This window comes from Herbidospora sp. RD11066 (assembly GCF_054661255.1).
In genome coordinates this window covers 487298-509777 of sequence record NZ_BAAGDO010000002.1, presented here as the reverse complement: position 1 = coordinate 509777, position 22480 = coordinate 487298, and the positions used below count along the sequence as shown (strand labels likewise).

28 protein-coding genes and 1 riboswitch are annotated in these 22480 nt (G+C 69.5%); of the genes, 14 read left to right on the top strand and 14 right to left on the bottom strand.

Annotated features, from left to right (window positions below; all coding sequences use genetic code 11):
• Positions 1-186 precede the first annotated feature (186 nt).
• Together ACYQ78_RS08895 and ACYQ78_RS08890 are read left to right on the top strand one after the other, a co-directional pair.
• Positions 187-969, top strand: a complete 783-nt coding sequence (locus tag ACYQ78_RS08895; protein ID WP_459800254.1) for a GAF domain-containing protein — start codon at positions 187-189, stop codon at positions 967-969.
• Positions 970-996: 27 nt separating this feature from the next.
• Entirely contained in the window at positions 997-1986 is a 990-nt protein-coding gene (locus ACYQ78_RS08890; protein ID WP_459800253.1) for a hypothetical protein, read from the top strand.
• 13 nt (positions 1987-1999) lie between these two features.
• On the opposite strand, the gene ACYQ78_RS08885 is transcribed toward ACYQ78_RS08890, so the two are convergent.
• The 3 genes from ACYQ78_RS08885 to ACYQ78_RS08875 form a co-directional block, all read right to left on the bottom strand.
• Complete coding sequence (locus ACYQ78_RS08885; RefSeq protein ID WP_459800252.1) at positions 2000-2575, bottom strand: hypothetical protein; 576 nt, start codon at positions 2573-2575, stop codon at positions 2000-2002.
• Positions 2576-3071: 496 nt separating this feature from the next.
• Positions 3072-3218, bottom strand: coding sequence for a hypothetical protein (locus ACYQ78_RS08880; protein ID WP_459800251.1), 147 nt, complete (start codon positions 3216-3218; stop codon positions 3072-3074).
• Between the two features lie 417 nt (positions 3219-3635).
• The gene (locus ACYQ78_RS08875; protein ID WP_459800250.1) at positions 3636-4265 is read right to left on the bottom strand and encodes a TetR/AcrR family transcriptional regulator; all 630 of its coding nucleotides are present in this window, start codon (positions 4263-4265) and stop codon (positions 3636-3638) included.
• A gap of 118 nt (positions 4266-4383) precedes the next feature.
• On the opposite strand from ACYQ78_RS08875, the gene ACYQ78_RS08870 reads away from it, so the two are divergent.
• Entirely contained in the window at positions 4384-5097 is a 714-nt protein-coding gene (locus ACYQ78_RS08870; protein ID WP_459800249.1) for an SDR family NAD(P)-dependent oxidoreductase, read from the top strand.
• A 5-nt stretch (positions 5098-5102) separates the two neighbouring features.
• Here the strand turns inward: ACYQ78_RS08870 and ACYQ78_RS08865 are convergent, their stop codons facing one another.
• The 5 genes from ACYQ78_RS08865 to ACYQ78_RS08845 form a co-directional block, all read right to left on the bottom strand.
• Positions 5103-5294, bottom strand: a complete 192-nt coding sequence (locus ACYQ78_RS08865) for a hypothetical protein (RefSeq protein WP_459800248.1) — start codon at positions 5292-5294, stop codon at positions 5103-5105.
• Entirely contained in the window at positions 5291-5530 is a 240-nt protein-coding gene (locus ACYQ78_RS08860) for a hypothetical protein (protein WP_459800247.1), read from the bottom strand. The genes ACYQ78_RS08865 and ACYQ78_RS08860 overlap by 4 nt, the downstream gene beginning before the upstream one ends.
• 127 nt (positions 5531-5657) lie before the next feature.
• Complete coding sequence (locus ACYQ78_RS08855) at positions 5658-6809, bottom strand: GDSL-type esterase/lipase family protein (protein ID WP_459800246.1); 1152 nt, start codon at positions 6807-6809, stop codon at positions 5658-5660.
• Positions 6806-7393, bottom strand: coding sequence for a TetR/AcrR family transcriptional regulator (locus ACYQ78_RS08850; RefSeq protein ID WP_459800245.1), 588 nt, complete (start codon positions 7391-7393; stop codon positions 6806-6808). Before ACYQ78_RS08850 ends, ACYQ78_RS08855 begins: the two co-directional genes overlap by 4 nt.
• Before the next feature lie 567 nt (positions 7394-7960).
• On the bottom strand, positions 7961-8443 hold the full coding sequence (locus ACYQ78_RS08845) for a MarR family winged helix-turn-helix transcriptional regulator (RefSeq protein WP_459800244.1): 483 nt from the start codon (positions 8441-8443) through the stop codon (positions 7961-7963).
• A gap of 97 nt (positions 8444-8540) precedes the next feature.
• Here ACYQ78_RS08845 and ACYQ78_RS08840 point away from each other — a divergent pair, with 97 nt between their 5' ends.
• Positions 8541-9332 (top strand): SDR family NAD(P)-dependent oxidoreductase, encoded by a 792-nt coding sequence (locus ACYQ78_RS08840; protein ID WP_459800243.1) that lies wholly within the window; start codon positions 8541-8543, stop codon positions 9330-9332.
• A gap of 337 nt (positions 9333-9669) precedes the next feature.
• Here the strand turns inward: ACYQ78_RS08840 and ACYQ78_RS08835 are convergent, their stop codons facing one another.
• Positions 9670-10245 carry a hypothetical protein gene (locus tag ACYQ78_RS08835; protein WP_459800242.1) on the bottom strand — a complete coding sequence of 192 codons (576 nt, stop codon included), beginning with the start codon at positions 10243-10245 and terminating at the stop codon, positions 9670-9672.
• 122 nt (positions 10246-10367) lie between these two features.
• On the opposite strand from ACYQ78_RS08835, the gene ACYQ78_RS08830 reads away from it, so the two are divergent.
• Both ACYQ78_RS08830 and ACYQ78_RS08825 read left to right on the top strand, forming a co-directional pair.
• Complete coding sequence (locus ACYQ78_RS08830; protein ID WP_459800241.1) at positions 10368-11507, top strand: helix-turn-helix transcriptional regulator; 1140 nt, start codon at positions 10368-10370, stop codon at positions 11505-11507.
• 206 nt (positions 11508-11713) lie between these two features.
• Positions 11714-11983 carry a hypothetical protein gene (locus ACYQ78_RS08825; RefSeq protein WP_459800240.1) on the top strand — a complete coding sequence of 90 codons (270 nt, stop codon included), beginning with the start codon at positions 11714-11716 and terminating at the stop codon, positions 11981-11983.
• A gap of 25 nt (positions 11984-12008) precedes the next feature.
• Here ACYQ78_RS08825 and ACYQ78_RS08820 read toward each other — a convergent pair whose 3' ends face one another.
• On the bottom strand, positions 12009-12752 hold the full coding sequence (locus ACYQ78_RS08820) for an MBL fold metallo-hydrolase (RefSeq protein WP_459800239.1): 744 nt from the start codon (positions 12750-12752) through the stop codon (positions 12009-12011).
• Positions 12753-12859: 107 nt separating this feature from the next.
• On the opposite strand from ACYQ78_RS08820, the gene ACYQ78_RS08815 reads away from it, so the two are divergent.
• From ACYQ78_RS08815 to ACYQ78_RS08800, 4 genes are all read left to right on the top strand, one after another.
• Positions 12860-14341 (top strand): M1 family metallopeptidase, encoded by a 1482-nt coding sequence (locus ACYQ78_RS08815; RefSeq protein ID WP_459800238.1) that lies wholly within the window; start codon positions 12860-12862, stop codon positions 14339-14341.
• A gap of 50 nt (positions 14342-14391) precedes the next feature.
• Positions 14392-15057: a two-component system response regulator CseB gene (gene cseB, locus ACYQ78_RS08810; RefSeq protein WP_459800237.1), complete on the top strand. Its 666-nt coding sequence runs from the start codon at positions 14392-14394 to the stop codon at positions 15055-15057.
• A 1-nt stretch (position 15058) separates the two neighbouring features.
• On the top strand, positions 15059-16219 hold the full coding sequence (locus ACYQ78_RS08805) for a sensor histidine kinase (protein WP_459800236.1): 1161 nt from the start codon (positions 15059-15061) through the stop codon (positions 16217-16219).
• Positions 16220-16338: 119 nt separating this feature from the next.
• Positions 16339-16842, top strand: a complete 504-nt coding sequence (locus ACYQ78_RS08800; protein WP_459800235.1) for a M15 family metallopeptidase — start codon at positions 16339-16341, stop codon at positions 16840-16842.
• A gap of 24 nt (positions 16843-16866) precedes the next feature.
• Here the strand turns inward: ACYQ78_RS08800 and ACYQ78_RS08795 are convergent, their stop codons facing one another.
• Positions 16867-17508, bottom strand: a complete 642-nt coding sequence (locus ACYQ78_RS08795; RefSeq protein WP_459800234.1) for a hypothetical protein — start codon at positions 17506-17508, stop codon at positions 16867-16869.
• Positions 17509-17532: 24 nt separating this feature from the next.
• Between ACYQ78_RS08795 and ACYQ78_RS08790 the strand changes: the two genes are divergently transcribed.
• Complete coding sequence (locus tag ACYQ78_RS08790) at positions 17533-17703, top strand: hypothetical protein (protein WP_459800233.1); 171 nt, start codon at positions 17533-17535, stop codon at positions 17701-17703.
• Positions 17704-17751: 48 nt separating this feature from the next.
• On the opposite strand, the gene ACYQ78_RS08785 is transcribed toward ACYQ78_RS08790, so the two are convergent.
• Positions 17752-18249, bottom strand: a complete 498-nt coding sequence (locus tag ACYQ78_RS08785) for a MarR family winged helix-turn-helix transcriptional regulator (RefSeq protein ID WP_459800232.1) — start codon at positions 18247-18249, stop codon at positions 17752-17754.
• Positions 18250-18356: 107 nt separating this feature from the next.
• Here ACYQ78_RS08785 and ACYQ78_RS08780 point away from each other — a divergent pair, with 107 nt between their 5' ends.
• Complete coding sequence (locus ACYQ78_RS08780; RefSeq protein WP_459800231.1) at positions 18357-18770, top strand: nuclear transport factor 2 family protein; 414 nt, start codon at positions 18357-18359, stop codon at positions 18768-18770.
• 92 nt (positions 18771-18862) lie between these two features.
• Positions 18863-19732, top strand: coding sequence for a haloalkane dehalogenase (locus ACYQ78_RS08775; protein ID WP_459800230.1), 870 nt, complete (start codon positions 18863-18865; stop codon positions 19730-19732).
• 22 nt (positions 19733-19754) lie between these two features.
• Here the strand turns inward: ACYQ78_RS08775 and ACYQ78_RS08770 are convergent, their stop codons facing one another.
• Positions 19755-20846 (bottom strand): hypothetical protein, encoded by a 1092-nt coding sequence (locus ACYQ78_RS08770; protein WP_459800229.1) that lies wholly within the window; start codon positions 20844-20846, stop codon positions 19755-19757.
• A gap of 334 nt (positions 20847-21180) precedes the next feature.
• On the bottom strand, positions 21181-21498 hold the full coding sequence (locus tag ACYQ78_RS08765; protein ID WP_459800228.1) for a DMT family transporter: 318 nt from the start codon (positions 21496-21498) through the stop codon (positions 21181-21183).
• Between the two features lie 13 nt (positions 21499-21511).
• Positions 21512-21568, bottom strand: a riboswitch (guanidine-III (ykkC-III) riboswitch).
• Between the two features lie 380 nt (positions 21569-21948).
• Here ACYQ78_RS08765 and ACYQ78_RS08760 point away from each other — a divergent pair.
• Positions 21949-22251, top strand: coding sequence for a hypothetical protein (locus tag ACYQ78_RS08760; RefSeq protein ID WP_459800227.1), 303 nt, complete (start codon positions 21949-21951; stop codon positions 22249-22251).
• Positions 22252-22480: the final 229 nt, after the last annotated feature.

The following is a 22480-nucleotide window of genomic DNA, read 5'->3' as shown; positions in this document are numbered from 1 at the left end:
TTTGCCCGGCAATGAGAAGAATCGTGTTGTTTGTCTATATCGTTGGAGACGCGCTGAGCGCAGGAGGGAGCTTTGGGAGCGAGTCGAATGGCAGGTGTCTTGGACGCGAGACAGCAGCATGCCGACAAGATCTTGGAGCGGTTCCTGGACGGAAAGCTCGCAGGGGGCGAGGTTCGCACTCCGATCTTGAATTCGTGGCAGCGGTGTCAGGAGGCGGGACTGACCCCCGACACCGCCCGGCCACGCCTGTTCAACGATCTGGATTTCGACTGTGAACTGGTCCGTGCTGCGCGGCCCGTGTTCGAGCGGCTGGAGACCGTGGTCGAGGGCACCCCGGCGGGCATGTTCCTGGGCGATGCCAGCGGCGTGGTGTTCCTGCGCAACGTGGGTGAGAGATCCCAGGGCAGGATCCTGGACGCGGTCGGCGCCGCGCCCGGATTCAGCTACGCCGAGGGGGACATCGGCACCACCGCCCTCGGCTCGGCGCTGGTGGAACGGCGAATCTGCCGGGTCGCGGGCAACGAGCACTTCTCGGCGGGCCTCCACGGGCTCACCGCCGTGGCCACCCCGATCCGCGATCCGCTCAGCGGGCGCGTGGCGGGCGTCATCAGCATCACCTGCCCGACCGACAGGGCGAGCGAGGAGATGGCGACCCTGGCCCAGCGGTCGGCCGCCGGCGTCGAGCAGCGGCTCCTCGAACTGAGCAGCGAACGCGAGCGCGCCCTGATGGAGGAGTTCCTCCGGGCGAGGAGTTTCAGGCCCGGACCCACCGTGCCGAGGTGCCCGCCCCAGGACCTGTGCCGCCGCGACCGGCTCGCCCTGGAGGACGCCGCCGTACGACTGGTCGCACAGGGCCGTTACGCGGTGCTGGACGTCACCCTCTCCGACGGACGCGTCGCCACCCTCTTGGCCCAGCCGATGAGCGATTCCACCGGCATCTCGGTGGAAGTCTGGTTCACCGGCGGCTGAGGGCGCCGTAGGAAATATCGTGGACGGATGAGGGCAATCATCGCGGTCTTATTGGCGGCCACCGCCTCCCCCTGGCAGGTCGCCCAGGTCGTCCACACCCCGGGCGACGACGTGTTCGCCGACGTCGCGGTCACGGCCGACGGCACCGTCTGGACCGCCGGGCACCGCTATCTGAACGGGCGCCGCCAGGGGTTCGTCCAGTCACTCAAGGGCAAAGCCAGGAAGACGCTGCCCGGACGGCTGCCCGAGCTGTCGGCGGTCGCCGCCACCACGAGCCGGGTCTGGGCCTTCGGACCCAACCGGGCCTACGCCTGGAACGGGCGCGCCTGGTCGTCGTGGTCGCTCGGCACCTTCCACGCCGCCGACGCCGAGACCGTCTCCGCCCGCGACATCTGGGCCGTCGGCGGGAACACCTCGCGGCGCTGGACCGGGTCGTCGTGGAAACGCCACCCCCTCCCCGGCACCGCCTTCGCCGTGGACGCCGGAGGCGGGCAGGTCTGGGCCGCCGGGAGCGGCGTCTTCCAGTGGTCGGGCAAGGCCTGGCGCAAGGTGACCTTGCCCACGATCCCGCTGCCGGCCGAGGACGCCACCGCCACCTTCATCGACGTCGCCGTCGTCAGCGCGCGCAACGTGTGGGCCGTAGGCGGGGTCAGCTGGGAGGGAGCGAACGCCGAGGGCGACGACGTGACCTTCTCCCGCCCGTTGGCCATGCACTGGAACGGCACCCGGTGGCGGATGACGCTCGGGACGACGCAGGGACAGCCGTACACGGAAGTGGAACCCGACGGCAAGGGCGGCGTGTGGATCGCACAGAGCGGCTGGAACCCGCAGATGTGGCAGGTCAAGGGCACGAGCTGGACGAGCACACCACTGCCCAGACCCACCGGCTACGACGCCTCACTGGCCGCCGTCGCGCGCCGGCCGGGCACCTCACAGGTCTGGGGCTCCGGGTTCACCTCGCCGGTGGGCGACCCCGACGACCCCGGCGCCAACGCCACGCTCTGGCGCGTCTCCTAGCGGGCGCCGCCGGTCAGTAGGCGCACTGGACGACGACGTCGTCGAGTTCGGCGCGTGGGGCGAACAGGTGGTTGAAAGCCTTTCCCACGGTCAGCCGCAGCACGACATCGGAGCGCTGCGCGGTCCAGCTCACCGAGTGCAGGCGCCAGCCCGGGTCGGTCGTCTGGTCCACCGGCACCGTCTTCAGGGCGATGTAGGTCCAGTTGGCCGGGTTGATGACCTCCAGGTTGAAGCTCGCCGCAGCGTTGCGCAGGTCCAGCCAGACACCCGCGCTGCAGCGGGCACCGGGGTGCGCGGGCACCGGCGTGAGAAAGATCGTCCGCCCGATCGAGCACCAGCCACCGGTGTTGGAAACGCGCAGGCCCGCCATGCCGGCGCCCGTATGGGGCGAGGCGACTCCGACGCTCTGGAAGTACGGGGCGTCGCAGTCGCCCTGATCGGTGAACGTCCACCGGCTGGCCGGGTTCGACGCCGGTTCGAAGCCGTCGGAGAGCTGCCAGATCCCCGCGGACGCGGGCCCGGCCGGGACGAGAACCGCCGCGAGGGCGACGACCACTGCCATCAGGGCGCGCGGGAGTGCTGAGCGCATGACCAAGCTCCTTGTCGACGACACCGCCATTCTGCGGGCCGCCGGGAGATCCGTTAACCCTGGACTTTCGGTCCCCACAGACCAGGGTGTGCCCCTGCAGGACGAACCGGCCGGTCCAGTACAGGACCATCACCGCGAACGCCACCAGAAAGAAGATCCCCGGCCGCCGGTCGGTTCGGTCCTTGTGGACGACCAGGCAGGCGAACCCCGCCGGCACCCAGGTCCTGTCGATGGTCACATCGCGAGGCGAGGAAGGCCTTCGAGGAGTCTGAGTGCAGAAATTGGCGGTAGAGGTCCGCGTCTTCTGCCGAGCCTCGGGTCGGATCCGGGGCCCGAAGTCGACCAGTTCCTCGCACAAACGGTCCATTCTGCGAAGCGGGCTGAAGGCCTCCGTACGAAGCCACCGGAAGGTCCTCGCGCAGGCTCACGCCGCCTTCGCCGCTCTGCGAACGGGCCGATGACCAGCGGGCCAAAGGGCCGGGGCGGCTGGCTCAGATCAGGGCAGGTTCTCCACCCATCGGCGGGTGATCACGGTGATCAGTTCCCGGGCCTTCTCGATCGTCAGCGGGTCTGAGCCCGGCCGGCCTGCCAGGCGGGCATGCCGGGCGGTAGGGCCGCCGTGTTCGGGCCGGTTGCAGTTCACGCGACCGGATTGGCCCGCCGCCACCGGGCTCCGCCCCGGCGGGAACGGGCCGTCGCGGCCGGCAGACGGTGATGCTCACGGAATCACGCAGAAGGGCGACCCCAGGCCCACGGTTCGACGGGCAGTCGGATGACCGCGCTCCGGGCTTGATTTCGGGACACCCTTACCGTCGAAGCCGGACCAGCCCCGGAGTGGTGGGCGACGATGACCATCGCCACCAGCTTCACCAGCGTCTAGCTAGTGGCGCGAGGCAGGTTCGGCGGCGAGATGTCCGTTCCATTTGCGGTGCGGGGCGGGTTCCGGCGGTGAGATGCCCGCTTCACTCGTGGCGCGGGGCAGGTTCGGCGGCCAGATGTCCGTTCCCTTTGCGGTGCGGGGGAGGCCAGCGGGGTGCCCGTCTCGCTCGTAGTGCCGTGGCTAGGTTCCGGCGGCCAGGCGGCCCATCACTGTGTAGGCCTGGTCCATGGTCAGGGGTTCGGCGGGTAGCGGGTGGGCGGCCTCGGTGCGTAGTCCGTCGAGCATGAGGGCGACCCCACGGCGCCAGGCTTCGGGGGCGGTTTCGGCGGCGGCGCGGGCTACGAGGGCGTTGGTGCCGAAAATGAAGACGAGGTCCTGGCCCGTGTAGTCGGCGCGGAGGACGCCCGCCTCCTGGGCGCGGGCGATCAGGCGGGCGGAGGCGACCTGGCCGCGTCCGCAGACCTCCATCAGGAGTTCGGCGTCGGGATACCGCCCGGTGACCACGTCGCTGATCGCCGGGTCGGTGGCCTGGAGCTCGCACACCTTCTCGACGTAGTAGGCGAAGCCGTCCCAGGGGTCGATGCGCGCGAGCGCCTCCTCGGCCACCCGGTCGAGGCGGTCGACGGCGAGGTCGGCCACCACCGCGTTGATGATCGCCTCACGGCTGCCGAACAGGTTGTAGAGGGTTCCGTGGCTCACCCCGGCGTGGCGGGCGATCTCCTTCAGCGGCACCTGGAGCCCGCGCTGGCGGAACAGCTCGACCGCCGCGCTCTGCAGCTTCTCGGCGTTACGTCGTGCGTCGGCCCGCATCCGGTCTCCTTTCAGGGCTCCGATCCTAGCCGTCCAGATAACTTGGCCCATGGGTCAAGTTACTGCTAGCTTGAAGCCCCATCAACCTGACCCTATGGTCAACTTAGAGGAGCAGCAGATGTCCAAAGTGATCGCCGTCTTCGGCGCGGGTACCGGCCTGGGCCTGTCCGTCGCCCGCCGTTTCGGCCGCGAGGGCCACCGCGTCGCCCTGGTCGCCCGCCGCAAGGACCGTCTGGACGCCCTCGTCGAGCAGCTGTCCACCGAGGGGATCGAGGCGGAGGCCTTCCCCGCCGACCTCGGCGACCCCGACCAGGCGCCCGGCCTGGTCGAGGCGGTCCGCGCGCGGTTCGGCCGGATCGACGTCGTCGAATACGGCCCAGTAGATGCCAACCTGTCCTTCACCGCCGCCACCGCGCTGGACGCCGCCGCCTTGCAGCGGCTGATCCCACTGCTTCTGCTCACCCCGGTCGAGATCTTCCACGCCGTCGTACCGGAGATGATCGAACGCGGCGACGGCGCGATCCTGATGACCACCGGTGTCTCAGCGGTGCACCCGATGGCCGGCCTCGGCGGGCCCGGTGTCGTGATGGCCGCCGCCCGCAACCACGTCCACACCCTCAACGCCGAACTCACCGGTCAGGGCGTCTACGTCGGCACGCTGTCGGTCGCCGCCGCCATCGCCCGCAGTAAGGTGCTGGAGAACGCCTCGACAGGGAGCCACACGTTCGACCCCACGGCCTTCCCCGTCGTCGACCCCGACGACCTGGCCGACGTCTACTGGGACATGTACACCCGCCGCGACCAGGTCGAACGTATCCACCCCACCTGGTAGCCCGTTCAGGCCACAGCGGGCTCGGCGGGCGGGCCGGAGTCGGGGGAGCAGCCCTGGGCGTTGCGAATGAGGGCCACGATCACCGACGCCACCGGAGCCGCCGGGAACGCGCCCATGATCCCCGCGACGACGCTGCCCACCGTCAGCGCGAGCAGGATGACCGCGCCCGGCAGGTCGAGCGCCTTGCCGTAGATCATCGGTGCCCCTCGGGCTGCTGGACGAGGATCGTCACCGCGATCACGATCACGGCCACTATCCACCCCTTGGCCACGAACGCCAGCAGGCCCGCGAACAGCGCCCCGACGACCGGCAGGAACGCTCCGACGAACGTCAGCACGGCCAGCGGCAGCGCGATCGGCACCCCGAGGATCCACAGCGCCTTGCCGATGAAGAACGCGTCGACGAAGCCGACCGCCGCGCCCAGGCAGGCCATCCCGGCTGCCGGCCATCGCCGGTTCGGTCCTTGTGGACGACCAGGCAGACGAACCCCGCCGGCACCCAGGTCCTGTCGACGGTCACATCGCGAGGCTAGGAACGCGCACTGGGCTCGGTTACGGCTTCTACCGGGAGACGAAGGGACCCCCCGGGGCGAAGGCGTGGTCGGCGAACCGCTGGCCGATCAGCTGATGCGTGGCGGTGTCGGGGTGGAGCGCGTCGGGGAGGGGGTGCTCGGCGGCGTCCACCTCTCCGTAAAGCTCGGTCCCGTCGAGGTAGTGGAGGTTCGGGTCGTCACCACGCCGCTCGACCAGGGAGGCGAGGGCGTCGCGGATCACCCGGAGCGTGAGGCGCCCCAGCTCACGATCTCCCGGACGGCCGGTCGCGGTGAAGCGGACCTGGTCGGTGCCCAGCGTCGCCTGGTCCACGGCTCCCGGTCCCGGGGTGTCCTCGTGGATGGGACACAGGATGGGGGAGACCACCAGAAGCGGTGTGTCAGGGTGTCCGTCGCGGATGGTGTCGAGGAAGCCGTGCACGGCGGGGACGAAGGCCCGCAGCCGCATGGCGTCGAGGTTCACGACGTTGATTCCGAGTTTGACGCTGATCAGGTCTGCCGCTGAGTCACGGATGACGCGGGCGGTGAACGGGTCGACCAGCGCGCTTCCGCCGAGGCCGAGGCTGCGCAGTTCGACGCCGGCACGGCGGGCCGCGACGACGGGCCAGATCTGCGTGGGCGCGCTCGCGTTCGAGCCGTGGCTGATCGAGCTGCCGTGGTGGACCCACAACGGGCCCTTCGCGTCGGCGGGACGGACGGGCTCGTCCGTCCGCAACTCGACGAGCTCGAGCCCCTCGTTGTGCGGCAGCCAGATCTCGACGTCCTTGTCGCCGGGGCCCAGACGCTGGAACGACACCGTCTGTGAGGGACCCGGCCGGAACCGCGTCGCCCCTGTTTCGAGGTCGACCTCCACGAGATCGCCGTCGGCCAGTCGCACCTGCGCGACCAGTTCTCCGTCGACGACGAGATCGATCCCTCCGCGCGGCCGATCCGCGCCCCGATAGGCGACCCGGGTGGGATGCACGACCAGCTCGATCGTCCGCGCCTCGGTCGTGAACGCGAGACGGGCGCCGGAGGGCTGCGCCTCCATCATCGACAGCTGCGGATCCGGGAACTGATCACGCACCCATCGGGGCAGCCGGTGGAGCCGGACGCCTCGCGGAGTCCGTTCGAGCTCGGCGACCCCCCGGACGAGCCGGTCGTCGAAGGCGGTGGTGATCATGGTCGTTCTCCTTCGGAAGGCGCGGGCCAGGCCCGCAGAGCGGCGTCGAGCGCGTCGATGATCCGATGCCAGGAGACGGCGGCGGACGGCAGGCTGTGCGCGAAGCCGCCGTTGCGCTCGATGCGGAGATAGCCGTTGATGGTGGCGCCGATGAACCGCACGGCGTGGACGTGCTCGCTCTCCGGCAGCGGATAGCCTCGAAGGACCGCGGCGGTCAGGGCGACGATGTCGCGCGCGCCCGCCGACCGGGCCGCTTCCTCACCCACGGGGCGCTGCAACGCGTCCCAGCGGCCCGGCGATTCGCGCGCGTAGTCACGATGCGCGTCGGCCAGCGCCTCAAGGGCCGGTCGTTGGGCCCGTCCCGCCACGGCGACCGACACCCGGCCCGCCAGTTCGGTGAGGGCGAGGACCGTCACGCCCTCCAGCAGCGCGTCGCGGTCCTTCACGTGTGAATACAGGCTGGGGCTCCGCACTCCGAGCCGACGGGCGACGGCGGACAGCGTGACCGAGTCGAATCCCGTCGCGTCCGCGAGGTCCGCGGCCGCCTCGACGATCGAGGCCACCGTCAAAGGGGCTGCCTTCATGCCGTCATCATATGCCTAACACCATTAGGCGATGACCTAAGCCCTGTAGGCACCGTGAACGAGACGGTCCCGCAGGTCGCGATGGCGGAACCGGTACGCGCTTCCGGCCACGCGTAGCAGGTTGGCGTCGCACGCCCAGAGCAGGAAACGGCTCAGCCGCCACATCACGTCCCACGAGCGTGTCCAGACGGGCAACGCCGGACAGCGCACGAACGCATGCCTAGACATCACGCAGACGGCGAGCGCGGCGGCCAGGCCCAGCCCGAATCCCGGCTTCCACAGCACCTCGGGGACGTAAGCGCGAACTCGAAATCCGGGCAGTAGCGGCTGCTGGAGCTCTTCGGACCCGTCGAGGCCGCGCCTTGTTCAACTACGGCCTTGGGGCACAGCGGTACAGCGGTTAACGCCAAGCCGGTGATCATGGGCTTCCGGGATTCGGCGGCGGTTCCGTCTCGTGCCCGGCCGGCTCACCCTGACGATCTGGGCATCTTTCCACCCCCGCCGGCCCGATCGCGGTTCCGTCTTGCGCCCGGCCGGCTCGCCCTGACGATCTGGACGGCGACCTGCTTAAGGGGTGGCCTTGGTGGGCGGTGTCCAGCCGTCTTCGGTGCGGATGGCCGTCATGATGCGCCGGCTGATCTCGCGTAGTTGCCGCGCCTGGGCTGTCGTCAGGGAGTCGAAGACCAGCCGGTTGACGGTGGCCTGGTGGCCGGGGGTGGCCTGCTCTACTTTCCGCTCGCCGGCATCGGTGAGGGTGGCGAGGGTGAAGCGGCCGTCGGTCGGGTCGGGTGCCCGGCGTACCCAGTCCTTGGTCTCCAGGCGGGCCACCGCGCGCGAAAGGCGCGACAAGGAGCTGTTGGAGTAACCGGCCAGGGTGCTCATCCGCAGGGTGCGGTCATCGGCATGGGCGAGGGCGAACATCACGCCGTATTCGAAGTGTGTCAGCGCGGCGTCCCGCAGCAGCTGCGTGTCGAGGGCGGCCGGTAGCCATTCCAGGACGGTGGCCAGCGCGGACCAGGTTTCGAGGTCGTCGCTGCTGAGTCGTGACATGGCCCCAGCCTATCCCCGATGACTTGACCAGGAAAGTCATCCCGGTCTAGTTTCACTTGCTCAGGAAAGTCAAAGCCCCACAGGAACGAGAAGACTCATGGACCTGCGACTGAAAGACAAGACCGCCTTCGTCAGCGGTTCGACCCAAGGCATCGGCTTCGCCGTAGCACGCGCGCTGCTCGCAGAGGGCGCCACGGTCGTCATCAACGGGCGCAGCGAGAGCGGCGTCCAGGACGCCCTGCGGCGGCTCCGCGCCGAACTGCCCGACGCGCAGGTCTCCGGACGGGTCGCCGACTTCGGCGATGCCGCTCAGGTCCAGGAGCTGCTCGGATCACTGGGCGATCTGGACATCCTCGTCAACAACGTCGGCGTCTTCGGCCTCGACCGCTTCGAGGATGTCTCCGATGAGGAGTGGCAGCGCTACTTCGACGTCAACGTCATGAGCGGCGTCCGGCTCTCGCGCCGGTTCCTGCCGGGCATGCTCGACAGGAACTGGGGCCGCATCATCTTCATCAGCAGCGAATCGGGCGTGAACGTCCCCGCCGACATGGTGCACTACGGAGTGACGAAGGCGGCGATGATCGCCCTGGGCAACGGCCTCTCCAAGCTCACCCGGGGAACCGAGGTCACCGTCAACACGATCCTCGGCGGACCCACCTACTCCGACGGCGTCGCGGACACCGTCGCCGGCATCGCCCAGGCCCGGAACATGCCGGCCGACGAGATGAAGGCCGCGATCATCGGCGCCAACCAGACCACGCTCCTGCAACGCTTCATCGAACCGTCCGAGATCGCACAGCTCGCGCTCTACCTGGCCAGCCCGCTGTCGGCAGCCACCAACGGAGCCACGGTACGAGCCGACGGGGGCGTTCTGACCGCGATGGTCTAGGCCGCACCCTGGCGCGGGCCACCGTTATGGCGATCTCCCCGCGACGGCATCGAGATGATCATTAGCGACTACCGCGACACCGCGCTCGGCCTCATCACCAATGCGTCCTGCTTCGACACGACCTCGATGGGCTGGAACGTACACGGGCGACGTCTCTGAGAGCGTCACGCTCACCGGCGAGATCCGGCGTAGTGGTGAGACGGCTTAAGAAGGAGGAGGGCACCGGCACCTGGCTCTGCGGTGGCGGCCTGCCGGCCGGTGCTCGAGGTCCATCCGCTGGTGCTCCAAGAGGGCCGCCGCCGTTCGCGGCCCGTGCGTGCCTCGAGTACGTGCGTGGTCAGGCGGGGCGGAGGCAGTTCAGCGTCAGCGAGACCGTCGCGGCTGAGGCGCCCCCGTTGCTGAAGCCGCCGGAGACACCGCCGGCGATGTCCGTCACCTGGCCGGTGACCTCGCCGTCCTCCGCGCTCCAGGCGCTCTGACCAGGGGTGAAGCCGGTGGGGCAGACCAGCGGGAGCGTTGTGGACTGGTTCGGCTGAAGGATCTCCCGCCGCTCCATCGAGAAGTCGGAGCGGGTGCCGGAGCAGTACCACCACATGTACCCGAGGTGCCTCTGGGTCTTGTGGGTGTTCTCCAGCCGCACCCGCATCCCCGTCCCGTTGGACATCGGGAACGGCTGGACGATCGCGGAGACCGAGCCCCGGTTCTGATAGCGGAACCGGGTCGGGTAGGGCGCCCAGCTCTTGCAGCCGAGCTCGGGCTCCAGCGCCCGGAGGGGGTCGAGGTTGGTGTACGACTCCATCTCGCACCACCTGTCGATGGCGTTGCACGGGACGGCGGCCTCGGCCGACGGGGCGTGGGCGAGCGTCAGGACTAATGTGGCGGCGGCGGTCGCGGCCAGGATCTTCTTCGTCATGGCCACAACTGTGCGGTCGGGGAGGGGGTCACCGGCATCCCGCGTCCGGGGGGCTTCGGGCCACCGGACTCCCCCCAATCGGGGGGATGTCCCGCGAAACGGAGGCGCCTACCATCCGAGCCATGACCCCCCAGCGACTGGCGGCGTCGATCCGGGACGCCGACGCGCACACCGCCTCTCTCGACGAGTTCTTCGGCGCCGTCAGCCTGACGCTGCGCAAGGCGGTCCCCTTCGACGGCGCGGTCTGGTTCGGCGTCGATCCCGCCACGCTGCTGGCCGCCGCCTCGGGCCGGGTCGAGAACCTCGACCCGTCGTTGTGCTGGCCGTTCTGGCGCGCCGAGTTCCACGAGAACGACGTCGTGCAGTTCCGCGACCTGGCCCGGCAGGCCGACCCCGTCGGGTCGCTGCGCCTGGCCACCGGCGACCGGCCCATGCGCAGCTACCGCTACCGGGAGATCATGCGGCCGATGAGCTACGACGACGAGGCCCGGATCGCCTTCCGTACCGGCGGTACGACCTGGGGTGTCGCCGCGATCTTCCGGGAGAGGGGCCACGCGTCCTTCGAGCCGGGGGAGCTGCGGCTGCTGACGGCGGCGTCGCGGACGGTCGGGGTCGCCCTACGTGCGAGAAACGTGCTGGAGTCGCCAGTGGCCAGGGCCATCGAGTCGCTACGAGCCCCCGGGGTGCTGCTGTTCGACGTGAACGGGCTGCTGTTCTCGGCCAACATGCACGCCAAGATGTGGCTGCGGCAGATCTACGGCCCCGCCTTCGGCGACGAACCGTGGCTGCTGCTGTCGGCGAACCCTCCCCACGGGACCGAGGCGCAGCGGGCCGAGGCGATGGCGCTCGTCCACTCACTGATCTCCCAGGCCCGCGCGGTCGCCCGGGGTTTCCAGGACGGCCCGGCCCGGATGCGCTGCCGCGACCGGGCCGGCCGATGGGTGGTCATGCACGCCTCCCACATGGACGAGACCGACCCGGCCAGCCCCATCGCGGTCGTCGTCGAGGCGGCCCAGAGCGCCGAGGTCGCCCCCATCGTCGTGGAGGCCTACGGGCTGACCGCCCGCGAGCGCGAGGTGCTGCGCGGCATCGCGAGCGGCCTGTCGACGGCCGACATCGCGGCCGAACTGTTCCTGTCGGCCCACACCGTGCGCGACTACATCAAGTCGATCTTCGACAAGACCGGCGTCGGCAGCCGGGCCGAGCTCACGGCCAAGGTACTGGCCGAGCACTACCAGGAGACGTTCAGCGGCGAAAGGTGAACGAGGCGCTAGCCCATCGCTCAGCGGGCGCTGACAGGGATCTTCCTACTGTGGGCCCATGAAAGTGCGATACATGGCGTTTGCGCTGCTCATAGGCGTGATGATCACCGCCGGAGCGTGCGGCGGAGACCAACCCCGTCGGCGACATCCCTGACGACACCGTCTTCCTTCCCTTCCGGCCACCGGGTCAGGGATACGAGGTCAAGGTGCCCGAAGGCTGGGCCCGCACCGACCTTCCGACCGGGGCGACCTTCACCGACAAGCTGAACAGCGTCCGGGTCGAGATCGGCGTACCCGCCGACCCGGCCGGAAGCACCAGGATCGACCTGAAGCCCGTCGACCCGGCCTCCAGCTATGGCCGCGCCTACGGCTTTGAACGGATGATGGACAGTCTCGGCGCCATCTTCGGCCCGCTGCCGGCCATCGGCCTGTCCTTGAGCGCCGGTCGGCCACCGCGATGGTCATCGCTTGCTTAACCCGTACGAGCCGACGAGGCCTTGCTCAGGAAAGATCGGTGGTGAGACCGGCGGTGGCGATGCCGATCTCGCCGTCGTATTCGGCCCCGGCGGCGGCTCGCGCCGCTGTGGCGTCCGTATCCGGCTGCAGGTGAGTCAGCGACAGGTGCCGCACGTCGGCTTCCTTGGCCTGCCGGCCTGCCTGGCGGGCGCTCGACAGGTTGCGCCGCGAACCCTCCGGGACCCGGTCCACATAGGTGGCCTCGGCCAGGAACAGGTCGGCTCCGCGCGCCAACTCCACCACCTCGGGGCTCGGGCCGGTGTCGCCGGTGTAGGCGAGCACCCGCCCGCCCGCCGCCAGGCGTACGCCGGCATTGGGCACCGAGTGCGGAAGCAGACGCGTACGCGCGCGGAACGGGCCGATGTCGAGCTGGTCGCCGGCGGTGAACTCGCGTAGGGCGAGGGCATCGGTCAGTATTCCGGGGCGGTCCAGTGCGAGCACCGCGTCCAGGGCGCCGGGCAGTGAGTACACCGGCAGGGGAGCCGGCGGATCGGCACGGAACGCACGCGCTCGTAACAGCGGGTTCAGATCGGCGCAGTGATCGGGGTGTCCGTGACTGACGAACACGGCGTCGACCTGATCAGCGGTGACCCGTTCCAGTAGCCGCGGCACCGTCGCATACCCGGGGTCGACGAGGAGCCTGAACCCGTCGTGCTCCACGAGATAACCACTGCAGGCCTGGCCCGCTCCCGGCCACGCACCACATCCGCCAAGGACTGTCAGCAACATCCACGAACCCTAACGCCGCTCCTGCCGTCCACCTGATACACGGCTGAGTGCCGGCCGATACGCGGCCTCGACGGTGGCCGATACCGGGGGCGCACACGATGGCGGCCATGTTCTCTCCTCGAACGCCCGGTGCGCTGGCCGCACTGACGATGACCATGGTTCTGACCACGACAACCGCATGCGGCGTCACCGCAGCGGCCGAGCCCGGTGCGCGGAGTGCCGGTGACCCGCTCTTCGCCTACCTGGGGAACGGCGGCTATGACGTCGGCTCCTACGACGTCGGTTACGACTACCGAAGCGGCACCACGAAGATGGACGGTTCGGTGAAGATCACGGCCACCGCGACCCAGGCCCTGTCGTCCTTCAGCCTGGACGCGGCGATGGACACGATCACGAAGGTCGCCGTGGCCGGGCGCCCGGCCCACTTCCGCGTCGCCGGTGAGAAGCTGCTGATCACGCCGGAGCGGTTCCTCCCGAAGGGACGGCCGTTCCAGGTGGACGTCTCCTTCCGGGTGGACCGCAGTGCCAACCCGCAGTCGCCCGCCTTCCCCGAAGACGAAGAGCCGCACCGCACGGCCTGGGTGAACAAGAAGGACGGCTTCGCGGTCATGGGCCAGCCAGACCGCGCCCACCTGTACTTCCCGAGCAACGACCACCCCGGTGACAAGGCGAAGGTCACCTTCCGCATCACCACTCCCAAGGAGCTCCAGGCGGTCGCGAACGGCACCCTCCGCTCACGCGTCGAGAAGGCGGGCCGCGTCACCTACACCTTCTCCACACGCGACCCCATCCCGACCCATGTCGTCCAGGCGGCCGTCGGCCGGTTCACGCTGGTCGAGGACGAGGGCCCCCGGGGCCTTCCGCTGCGCAGCTACGTGGCCACCGACCAGGCCAAGAGAACACGCCAGCTCGTCGGAGGCATCCCCGCCCAGATGGCCTGGCTGGACGAGCAGCTCGGCCCCTACCCGTTCGAGACCTATGGCGTGCTCGGAGTACCCGGCGACTACAACAGCGTCGCGCTGGAGGCCGCGACCGTCTCCACCTACGCCGTCGAAGCCCTCACCGGCACCGACCGGAACGGCCGCGTGACCAAGGAGGACATGGAGGGCGACGCGATCACCATGATGCACGAGCTGGCGCACCAGTATTTCGGTGACGCCGTCGCCGTGCGCGACTGGAACCAGATGTGGATCAGCGAGGGCCACGCCGAGTTCTACCAGCTCCTGTGGGCCGCGGAGATGGGCTACCGCGACCTCGACGACCCCGATCGCGGTCTGCGGGCCCGTTACCTGTTCGACGGCGACAAGCGGGCCGAGTCGGGCCCTCCGGGGAAGATGAAACACGCCCGCGACGTGCTGGTCGGCACGAACCAGGCAGGACTGCTGATGCTCTTCGGCCTGCGCGAGATCGTCGGCGAGGACACCTTCCGAAAGATCGAGAAGACCTTCTTCGACGAGTTCCGCCACCGCTCGGCCGCCACCCAGGACTACATCGACGTCGCGAACCGGGTGAGCGGGAAGGACCTGACCGCGTACATCAACAGCTGGATCTACGACGCCACGACCCCGCCGATGAGGCAGGGCCGCTGAGCAGCGCACATATTCTCTGGTACGTCCGGTTCATGTTCCATTGGAGATCCATGTCGGTTTCGGTACTGCTCGTCGAGGACGACGAGGTGATCCGCAAGACGGTCGGCATGGCCCTGGAGCGCTACGGCTACCACGTCGTCCCGGCCGCCGACGGCCTGACCGGCCTGGAACTCTTCCGCGCCGGAAACCCCGATCTCCTCCTGCTCGACGTGATGCTGCCCGGCCTGGACGGCATCGGGCTGTGCCGCCGGGTCCGCGAGTCGAGCCTGGTCCCGATCCTGATGATGTCGGCCCGTGGCGACGCCCTGGACGTCGTGTCCGGCCTGGAGGCCGGCGCCGACGACTACGTCGTCAAACCCGCCGACACCTCCGTGCTGGTGGCCAGGATCCGGGCGCTGCTGCGCCGCGCCACCCCCGCACCCGACGACGCCCCTCGTCTGGTCTTCGGTGACCTGACCGTCGACCCGGGAGCTCTGGAGGTGTACGTGGCGGGGGAGCAGATCTCGCTGGCCCCCACCGAACTGCGGCTGCTGCTGGAGTTCGTCGCGAACCCCGGCCTCGTCCTTGACCGCCAGACGCTCCTGCGCAACGTCTGGGACTACGGCTGGGACGGCGACAGTCGCGTCGTCGACCTGTGCGTCCAGCGGCTGCGCAGGAAGGTCGGCGCCGACCGGATCGAAACGGTCCGCGGCTTCGGGTACAAGTTGCGGCGCTGACATGCCCCGCTGGAGATCCCTGCGCTGGCAGATCGCCGCCCTGGTCGCCGTGGCGTCGGGCGTGGTGGCACTGGCCGTCGGCATCCTCGTCCACCAGAGCACCTGGGAACGCTCACTGAGCCTGGGCGCCGACCGGGCCCTGGCCGCCCTGGAGACGGACCCGCCCTACTCCGAGCCACCCCCGGCCGAGCTGCTCGCCCAGATCGACGGCGCGAACGCCTACGCCACCTGGTACGACGACCGCAACCCCGGCATCCCCTGGATGTGGGCGGCCACCGGCACCAGGACCGTCAAGATCGACATGGGCAACGACCTGCGCAACCTCCAAGCCCTCGACCGCCACATCGTGCTCGCCTCCCTGGGCGTTCTGGGCGTGGTCGTGCCGCTGGCCGCACTCGCCGCCGAACTGCCCAACCGCCGTCTCCGGCGGGTCGCCCGCACCGCCCGCCGCATCACCGAAGGCGACCTGGAGGCCCGCACGTCCACCCGTAGGCGTCCCGGCGACGAGATCACCGGCATCGAGACCGCCGTCGACGCGATGGCCGCAGCCCTGCACGACCGCCTGCGCGCCGAGCAGCGTTTCACCGCCGACGTCGCCCACGAGTTGCGCACCCCGCTGATGGGCCTGGTCACCTCCGCCGAACTGTTGCCGGAGGGGGAGGCCACCGACCTGGTCCGCGACCGGGTTCAGGTGCTGCGCACCCTCGTGGAGAACCTGCTGGAGATCTCCCGCCTGGACGCGGGCGCCGAATCGGCCGACCGGGTCAGGGTTCCGCTGGGCCGGTTCGCCGACGACTGCGTCCACCGCACGGGCCTGACGGCCGAGGTGACCGTGCACGGCGATCCGGTCGCGGTGACCGACCCCCGCCGTCTCGACCGCATCCTCGCCAACCTGATCGTCAACGCCCACCGCCACGGACGGGCCCCGGTCGGGGTACGCATCGCCGGCACCACGATCGTCGTCCGCGACCACGGGCCCGGGTTCCCCGAGTCGCTGCTGACCGAGGGACCACGGCGGTTCCACACCGGGGCGAGCGAACGCGGTCACGGGCACGGACTCGGGCTGACCATCGCCGCCGGGCAGGCCGCCGTCATCGGGGCCCGGCTCACCTTCGGCAACCATCCGGAAGGCGGCGCGGTCGCCACCGTGCGGCTGGACTGATACACGCGCGAGCGGCGGCCGATACCCGGCCTCCGCGGCCTCGACACCTGCGCCGACCAGCCTGAACGCATCAGTCCGATGCCGATCAGGAACGGAAGTCCCCCATGTACCGATGGCCGATGACCGTACTCGCCGCCCTCGCCCTGGCCCTCACGACCCTCCCTGGCGACGCCGTCGGCGTGGACGACGGATTCGTGGCCGACGGAGCGCACATCTCACCGTTCGACACGCGGTTGCCCGCGATAGCCAACCTGGACGCCGACCTGTTGCGAGCCGTACAGGAAGCATCCCGCGCCGCCGCCGCCGACGGCGTCCCCCTGTTCCTGACCACCGCCTGGCGCAGCGAGCACTACCAGCGGCGACTGTACGAAGAGGCGATCACCAAATACGGCGGCGAACAGCAGGCCCGCCGTTACGTCAGTACCCCCGACCGCTCCCGCCACGTCACCGGCGACGCCGTCGACGTCGGCCCCACCGCCGCCGACGACTGGCTGAACAGAAACGGCGCGAAGTACGGCCTCTGCCAGACGTACGCGAACGAGATCTGGCACTTCGAGCTGGCGACCAGCCCAGGCGGCACCTGCCCGCCGATGCTCCCCGACGCGAGCGGCCAAACGAGTTGAGTCAGCGGACCGGACAGTGCGCGATCACATGGCGATTTCGGCCAGGAACCGCTCGGCGCGGCGCGCGAAGAGGTGGGTTCCGCGTTCGGCCGATCGGGCGCGGGCCGCTTCGGCTGCGGCTCGTACGACGTCGGCGGGTTCGTCGCGGGCCCGCAGCAGGTGTGCGCGCAGCAACAGCAGCAGCCCTTCGGCGTAGCGTTGGCCGTGGGTGGTGAGCGCTCGGTCGGCGCGATCGAGGGCGATCGCGGCCGCGTCGGGCAGTCCGGCGGCCAGCCACATCTCGGCGATCAGTCCGTAGTGGTAGGCGATGCCCCATCGCGGCGGGTCGAGGAGGGTCGCGGCCAGCAGCCGTTCGGCCTCCACCGCCCTGCCGGCGGGGTCGTCGCCGGTGAGTGCGCGGGCCCAGTGCCAGTCGAGCCGGATGTAGTGCTCCTGCGCGACGCCGGAGCGGTCGGCGCCGGCCGAGACCCACCGCTCGGCCGCCCACATCGCCCATCGCGCGTCACCGGCCATCGAGGCCGCCATGGTGTGGTAGTAGGCCCAGGCCGACATCGCGAACTGGTCTTCGCCGTCCGGGTAGGCCTTGTCGATCGCGGAGCGGGCCGTCTCGACGTCGCCGTGCAGCGCGGTGATCACGGCCAGCCAGCCGATCCGTTCGTTCGGCACCTTCCACGGTCCGAGGTCGCCTGCATGGACGCACTCGCCACCCGCGGCTACGACCACGTGGAGGTCGGCAAGATGAAGGCCGGCGACTGGGCCCGCGCGCGCACCGCGGAGGACAACGTGGTGGCCGTCCAGATTCACGCCGTGCCAGAAGGTGACGCGCCGCTGACGATCTCCTACGTCGCCTGGCGCGAGTAGCGAGCGACCCCGGCCCGGTGTCCTCGTAGGCTGCGCGCCGGTTTCGTGTCAGGAGATGGGGGAGTGTTGGGCCTTCTGGGTGTGGTGGTCCAGCAGGCGGGTGAGCAACTGCACGAACTGGTCGCGTTCGGCAGGGGTCAGCGGGGCGAGTAGCTCGTCGTGGAGGTCGTCCAGGACGTTGTCGAGGCGGCGTAGCTGACGACGGCCTTGGGCGGTGATGGTGATGATGTTGCGGCGGCGGTCGTCGGGGTCGGGTTCCCGTCCGACGAAGTCGCGCTCGGCCAGTTCGTTGAGGACGCCGACCATGTCGCTGCGGTAGATGCCGGTGCGTCGGCTCAGCGTCGCCTGGCTGCCCGGGCCGTGTTCGTACAACGAGGCGAGCACGGCGTAGTGCCACTTGCGGGCGTCGATCTGGGCCAGGCCATCGTTCATCAGCCGGTCCGACTGTGCGGCGACGCCTGACAGCAGGCGGCTGGCCCGTCGGCGCAGTCTGTCCGGTGTCTTCGTCTGGTGCGGCATGTCCGCGGCGTCGGGTCTGCTGCTCATACCGCCGATCCTATCTCGTTGCGTTAGTCCGACTAACGATGTAGGTTCGTTCATGTCAGAAACGTTAGACGCACGAACGTTCCGCCAATGAATGAAAAGAGGGCACTGTGTCCACGGATACTTCGATCGCCGACCGTACTGAGATCGGCGACCTGTTCGCCCGCTTCGCACGTCTGCTCGACGAGAAGCGTTGGGAAGATGCGGGCACCGTCTTCGCCGACGATGTGGTGGTGCACTCGCCGCGCGGGGGTGAACTCCGCGGCATCGACTCAGTCGTCGGCTTCATGCGACGGGGTGAGGTCGAGGGGCAGCAGGCCCAGCACCTGACCACCGATCTGCTGGTGGATGTCGACGGCGATCAGGCGGCCGCCTCGGCCTACTCGCTCGTGTTCTACTACCGCGACGGACAGGCGCCCCACTTCACGGGCGGCCTGCGCCTGGCGGGCACCGTGGTGCGGACGCCGGCAGGCTGGCGATTCCGTGAGCAGCGGATCATGCCCGCCTGGACCCGCGAGAACTGATCTCCGGAAGGCCAGGGAACAGGCGTGCGGCCCCCCGCCCCAGCAGTCCCAGGTGACACCTGAAATTCTCATCTCGTACAAGGAATTCGCCCATGCCCACGATCGACGTTCTCGACTCGACCATTCACTACGAAGACCACGGCAGCGGAGCCGCCGTCGTCTTCCTGCACGGCAACCCCTCCTCCTCGCACATGTGGCGCAAGGTGCTGCCCCTGGTAGGAGAGGGACGGCTGATCGCTCCCGACCTGATCGGCATGGGGCGCTCGGGCAAACCCGTCGGCGACTACCGCTTCGCCGACCACGCCCGCTACCTGGACGCGTTCTTCGACGCGCTCGGCCTGGACGAGGTCGTGCTCGTCGGCCATGACTGGGGCGGCTCGCTCGCCTTCGACTGGGCGGCACGCCACCCTGATCGGGTGCGCGGTCTCGCCTTCTTCGAGACGATCGTGCGTCCGGTCAGCTCGAATGAACTCTCCGAGCAGGCGCGCGCCCGTGCCGCCAAGCTGCGTACCGCCGAGGGTGAGTCCTTGGTGCTCGATTCGCACTTCCTCGTCGAAACCGCCTACACCGGGGGTGTGCTGAACCCGCTCAGCGAGGAGGAACTCGACCGCTACCGGGCGCCGTACCCGACCAGGGAGAGCCGCCGCCCGCTGCTGCACTGGACCCGCTCGCTGCCGATCGACGGCGACCCCGCCGACGTGACCGCCCTCATCGAGGACTACGGCGCCTGGCTGGCCGGTAGCGACGACGTTCCCAAACTCCTGCTCACCTTCGACTCCTCACCGACTCTGCTCCTCACCCCGGAACTCGCCGCCTGGTGCAAGGACAACATCGCCGGCCTCCAGGTCGAGCACTGCGGCCCAGCCGGTCACCACGCCTCCGAAGACCAGCCGGAATCGATCGCCGCAGCGATCTCCACCTGGCTGGATCGGCAGAACCTCCGTGATGCTCCAGGCCTCTGACCAGGTCGATGTCGGCCCCGGCTCACCGGTGCGGGCCGGTCATGACCACCCGGTCGGCCGACTCGTGGGCCTTCTTGCTGGTCTCCGGGTTGTACGAGTTCCCAGGGGCGGGGACCGACGTCGCGCCCGCCCGCACCAGCAGGGTCGTTCCGGGGATGTGTGCCGTGACGGCCGCGCCGAAGTGGGTGAACAGGCCCCAGCGGCGGCCGGTGGGCGGCGTGGGGGCGGCGACCTTCGTCCACTTCCCGGCGCGGTTGCGCCAGAGCGGCTCGTCGAGGCCGTAGTCGAACCAGACGCCGCCGGCCCCGTCGGGTTCGATGGTCTCCGGCGGGCGGGTGCGGGCCGGAGTCAGGGTCGTCCACTTCGAGCCGCGCCGCTGCAGGACCGGCAGGCGGTCGCCGTCGATGACCGAACGACCGGCGAGCCACAGGTCACCGCCCCTGCCGGTGACCACGTCGTCGAGCTGGAGGTGGGCGCGGAGGTTCGCCGGCGCGGAGACGGGCACCCGGGTCAGGGTCCGGCCGGTCCAGCGCAGCGCGGCGGGGGTGCCGCCCTGGATCGTGTCGTAGATGGCCTTACCGGACCTGTACCGGCCGAGCACCCAGACCTCGCGTCCCTGGACGCGTAACCCGCCGATCTCGAAATTGGCCGCGACGGGCACCGATCGCCAACGCTTGCCGTCGTACCGGCTCAGTTTCCCCTGCTCAGACAGCCAGGCCCCGCCGGGGGCGGCGGCGAGCAGCACGTGGGCCGACGTGGAGAACGACCGCATGGCCCGCCAGCCCTTGCCGTCCCACTGGTGGGCCCGGCCGGAGGTGAGCGCCCACACCTCACCCGAGGCCGAGGCGGACAGGGCGGTGATCACGCCGGATGGCCGGGGCATCGACAGCCAGCGCCTGCCGTCGAAGCGTTCGAGCAGCGCCGGAGCGGTGGACCCGGACACGAAGGTCCCGCCCGCGCCGCTCGCCGCCCAGATGTCCTTCGCGCCGGTCGCCGCCACGTGGGCGAAGGAGTCGTGCCCCGCCTTCGGCGGGAGCGGTGCCGACCGCCACGTCGACGCCCCTCCCACCGAGGCCGCTCCCGCCAGCACCGCCGCCATCACGACCGACCACACGATGTGCCTCCATTGCTCCGGAAAGAAGCAATGATGACGTATCAGGTCAACGCGGTCAGGAACATGAGACCGAAGCGCGCGCGAGCGTCGCGCCGGATCCAGAACCACACGGTCCCAGCGTGGCGGGCGGCGGTGGTCCGGCTGTCGCGAATGACCCCTTCACGATGAGTAGAAGGGCTGCTCATGTACCCTGCGAGCGGTGAACGGGCCCTGGGTCAGGTTTGTATCCAGCCGGAATGAACTTCTCATGCGAACTCGCTCACTTCGAGTCAGTTTCCCCACCGCGGTCATGCTGCTTCTGACCACTACGTTGATTCCCGCCGGGCCCAACCCCTTAGTGCCCGGCCAGGTGAAGGCCGACCACGCCCGCCAGGATGAGCAGGATCGAGACGACCTTCACCGGACTGACGGAGTCGCCAAGGACGATCATGCCCAGTGTGGCCGTACCGACGGCGCCGATGCCGGTCCAGACGGCGTAGGCGGTGCCGACGTCGAGGCTTTTCAGCGCGACCGCGAGAAGCCCGAAGCTCAGGACCGCGAACCCGGCGAAGGCGACGGTGGGGACGGGGAGGGAGAACCCGTCGCTCAGCTTGAGGGAGTAGGCCATCGCGATCTCGAACAGACCGGCGGCGACGAGCAGGATCCATGCCATGACGGCTCCTTTCGGAGCGTCGTCTTGGCAGACCGGGTACGGCGCGTCTCGTCCGGACGGGCCCGGAATCGCACCCGTTGTCCTCACAACGGCAGAACGCGGCCGGTGATTCCCGATCCGCGGCGAGGGTCGTGGGCGTTACTCCTCATTGTCTCGTTGGTGCTCGGCGGGGCCGTTATCTGGCGAATGGCCGGTGACGGCCTGGAAGTCAACGACGCCCGGGAGAGTGTGCTCAGCTTCTTCGTGGGCTGGCACTGGCAGCAGCCGTGCTGAACCAGCTTGCCCGGCGTCATGACGGCCGTTCCGGTCCCCTCGCGATCGACCCAGTTGCGCACGCGGACCACAGGCAAATGATCCTGGCCGCCGAGGTCGCCAAAAACCTTGAACTGGTCAGGTCGCAGATCCTTCCGCTGTCATTGACGAGCGCGGTGCCCCCGGCTCGGCGACGGGGTGCCTACGGCGCCGAGCGTCGGCCAGATCAAGGGATACAGCGACACCACCTCGACGGGCACAACCCTCGCAGCCGCAGGTAGGCAGACAGTACAACTGTGGGATGTCGCCACCCGTCAGCCGGTCGGCAACATTCTCCACACCGACAGAAGCAAGCCTGTGCAGCGAACGGTGTTCAGCCCCGACGGCAAGATCCTTGCCGGTGGCGGCTTCACCTTCAATGTTCCGGTCGTCTCGGTCACGCTGTGGCAGGTAGTCACAGGCCGCACCATCATGGCTCTCACCGACCCTATCGAGAAATAGGCCAACCACCGGCATGAGGCGGCCCCGGAGTGAGCGGGCGCAAGCGACAGTCATCGCACCGTTAAGATATCCCGTTCGACCTCTAGGAACAGCATCTGGGGCGCCTTGAGGTAGACGACCTTGCGTCCACGGTCTCTGAAGCGGTCCGGGTCTGATGGAGGCTCGATTCCTTGAGAGGATCGAGCCAGGGCACGTCTGTCCCCCTACCTTCCTGAGCTGCGTGAGCGTG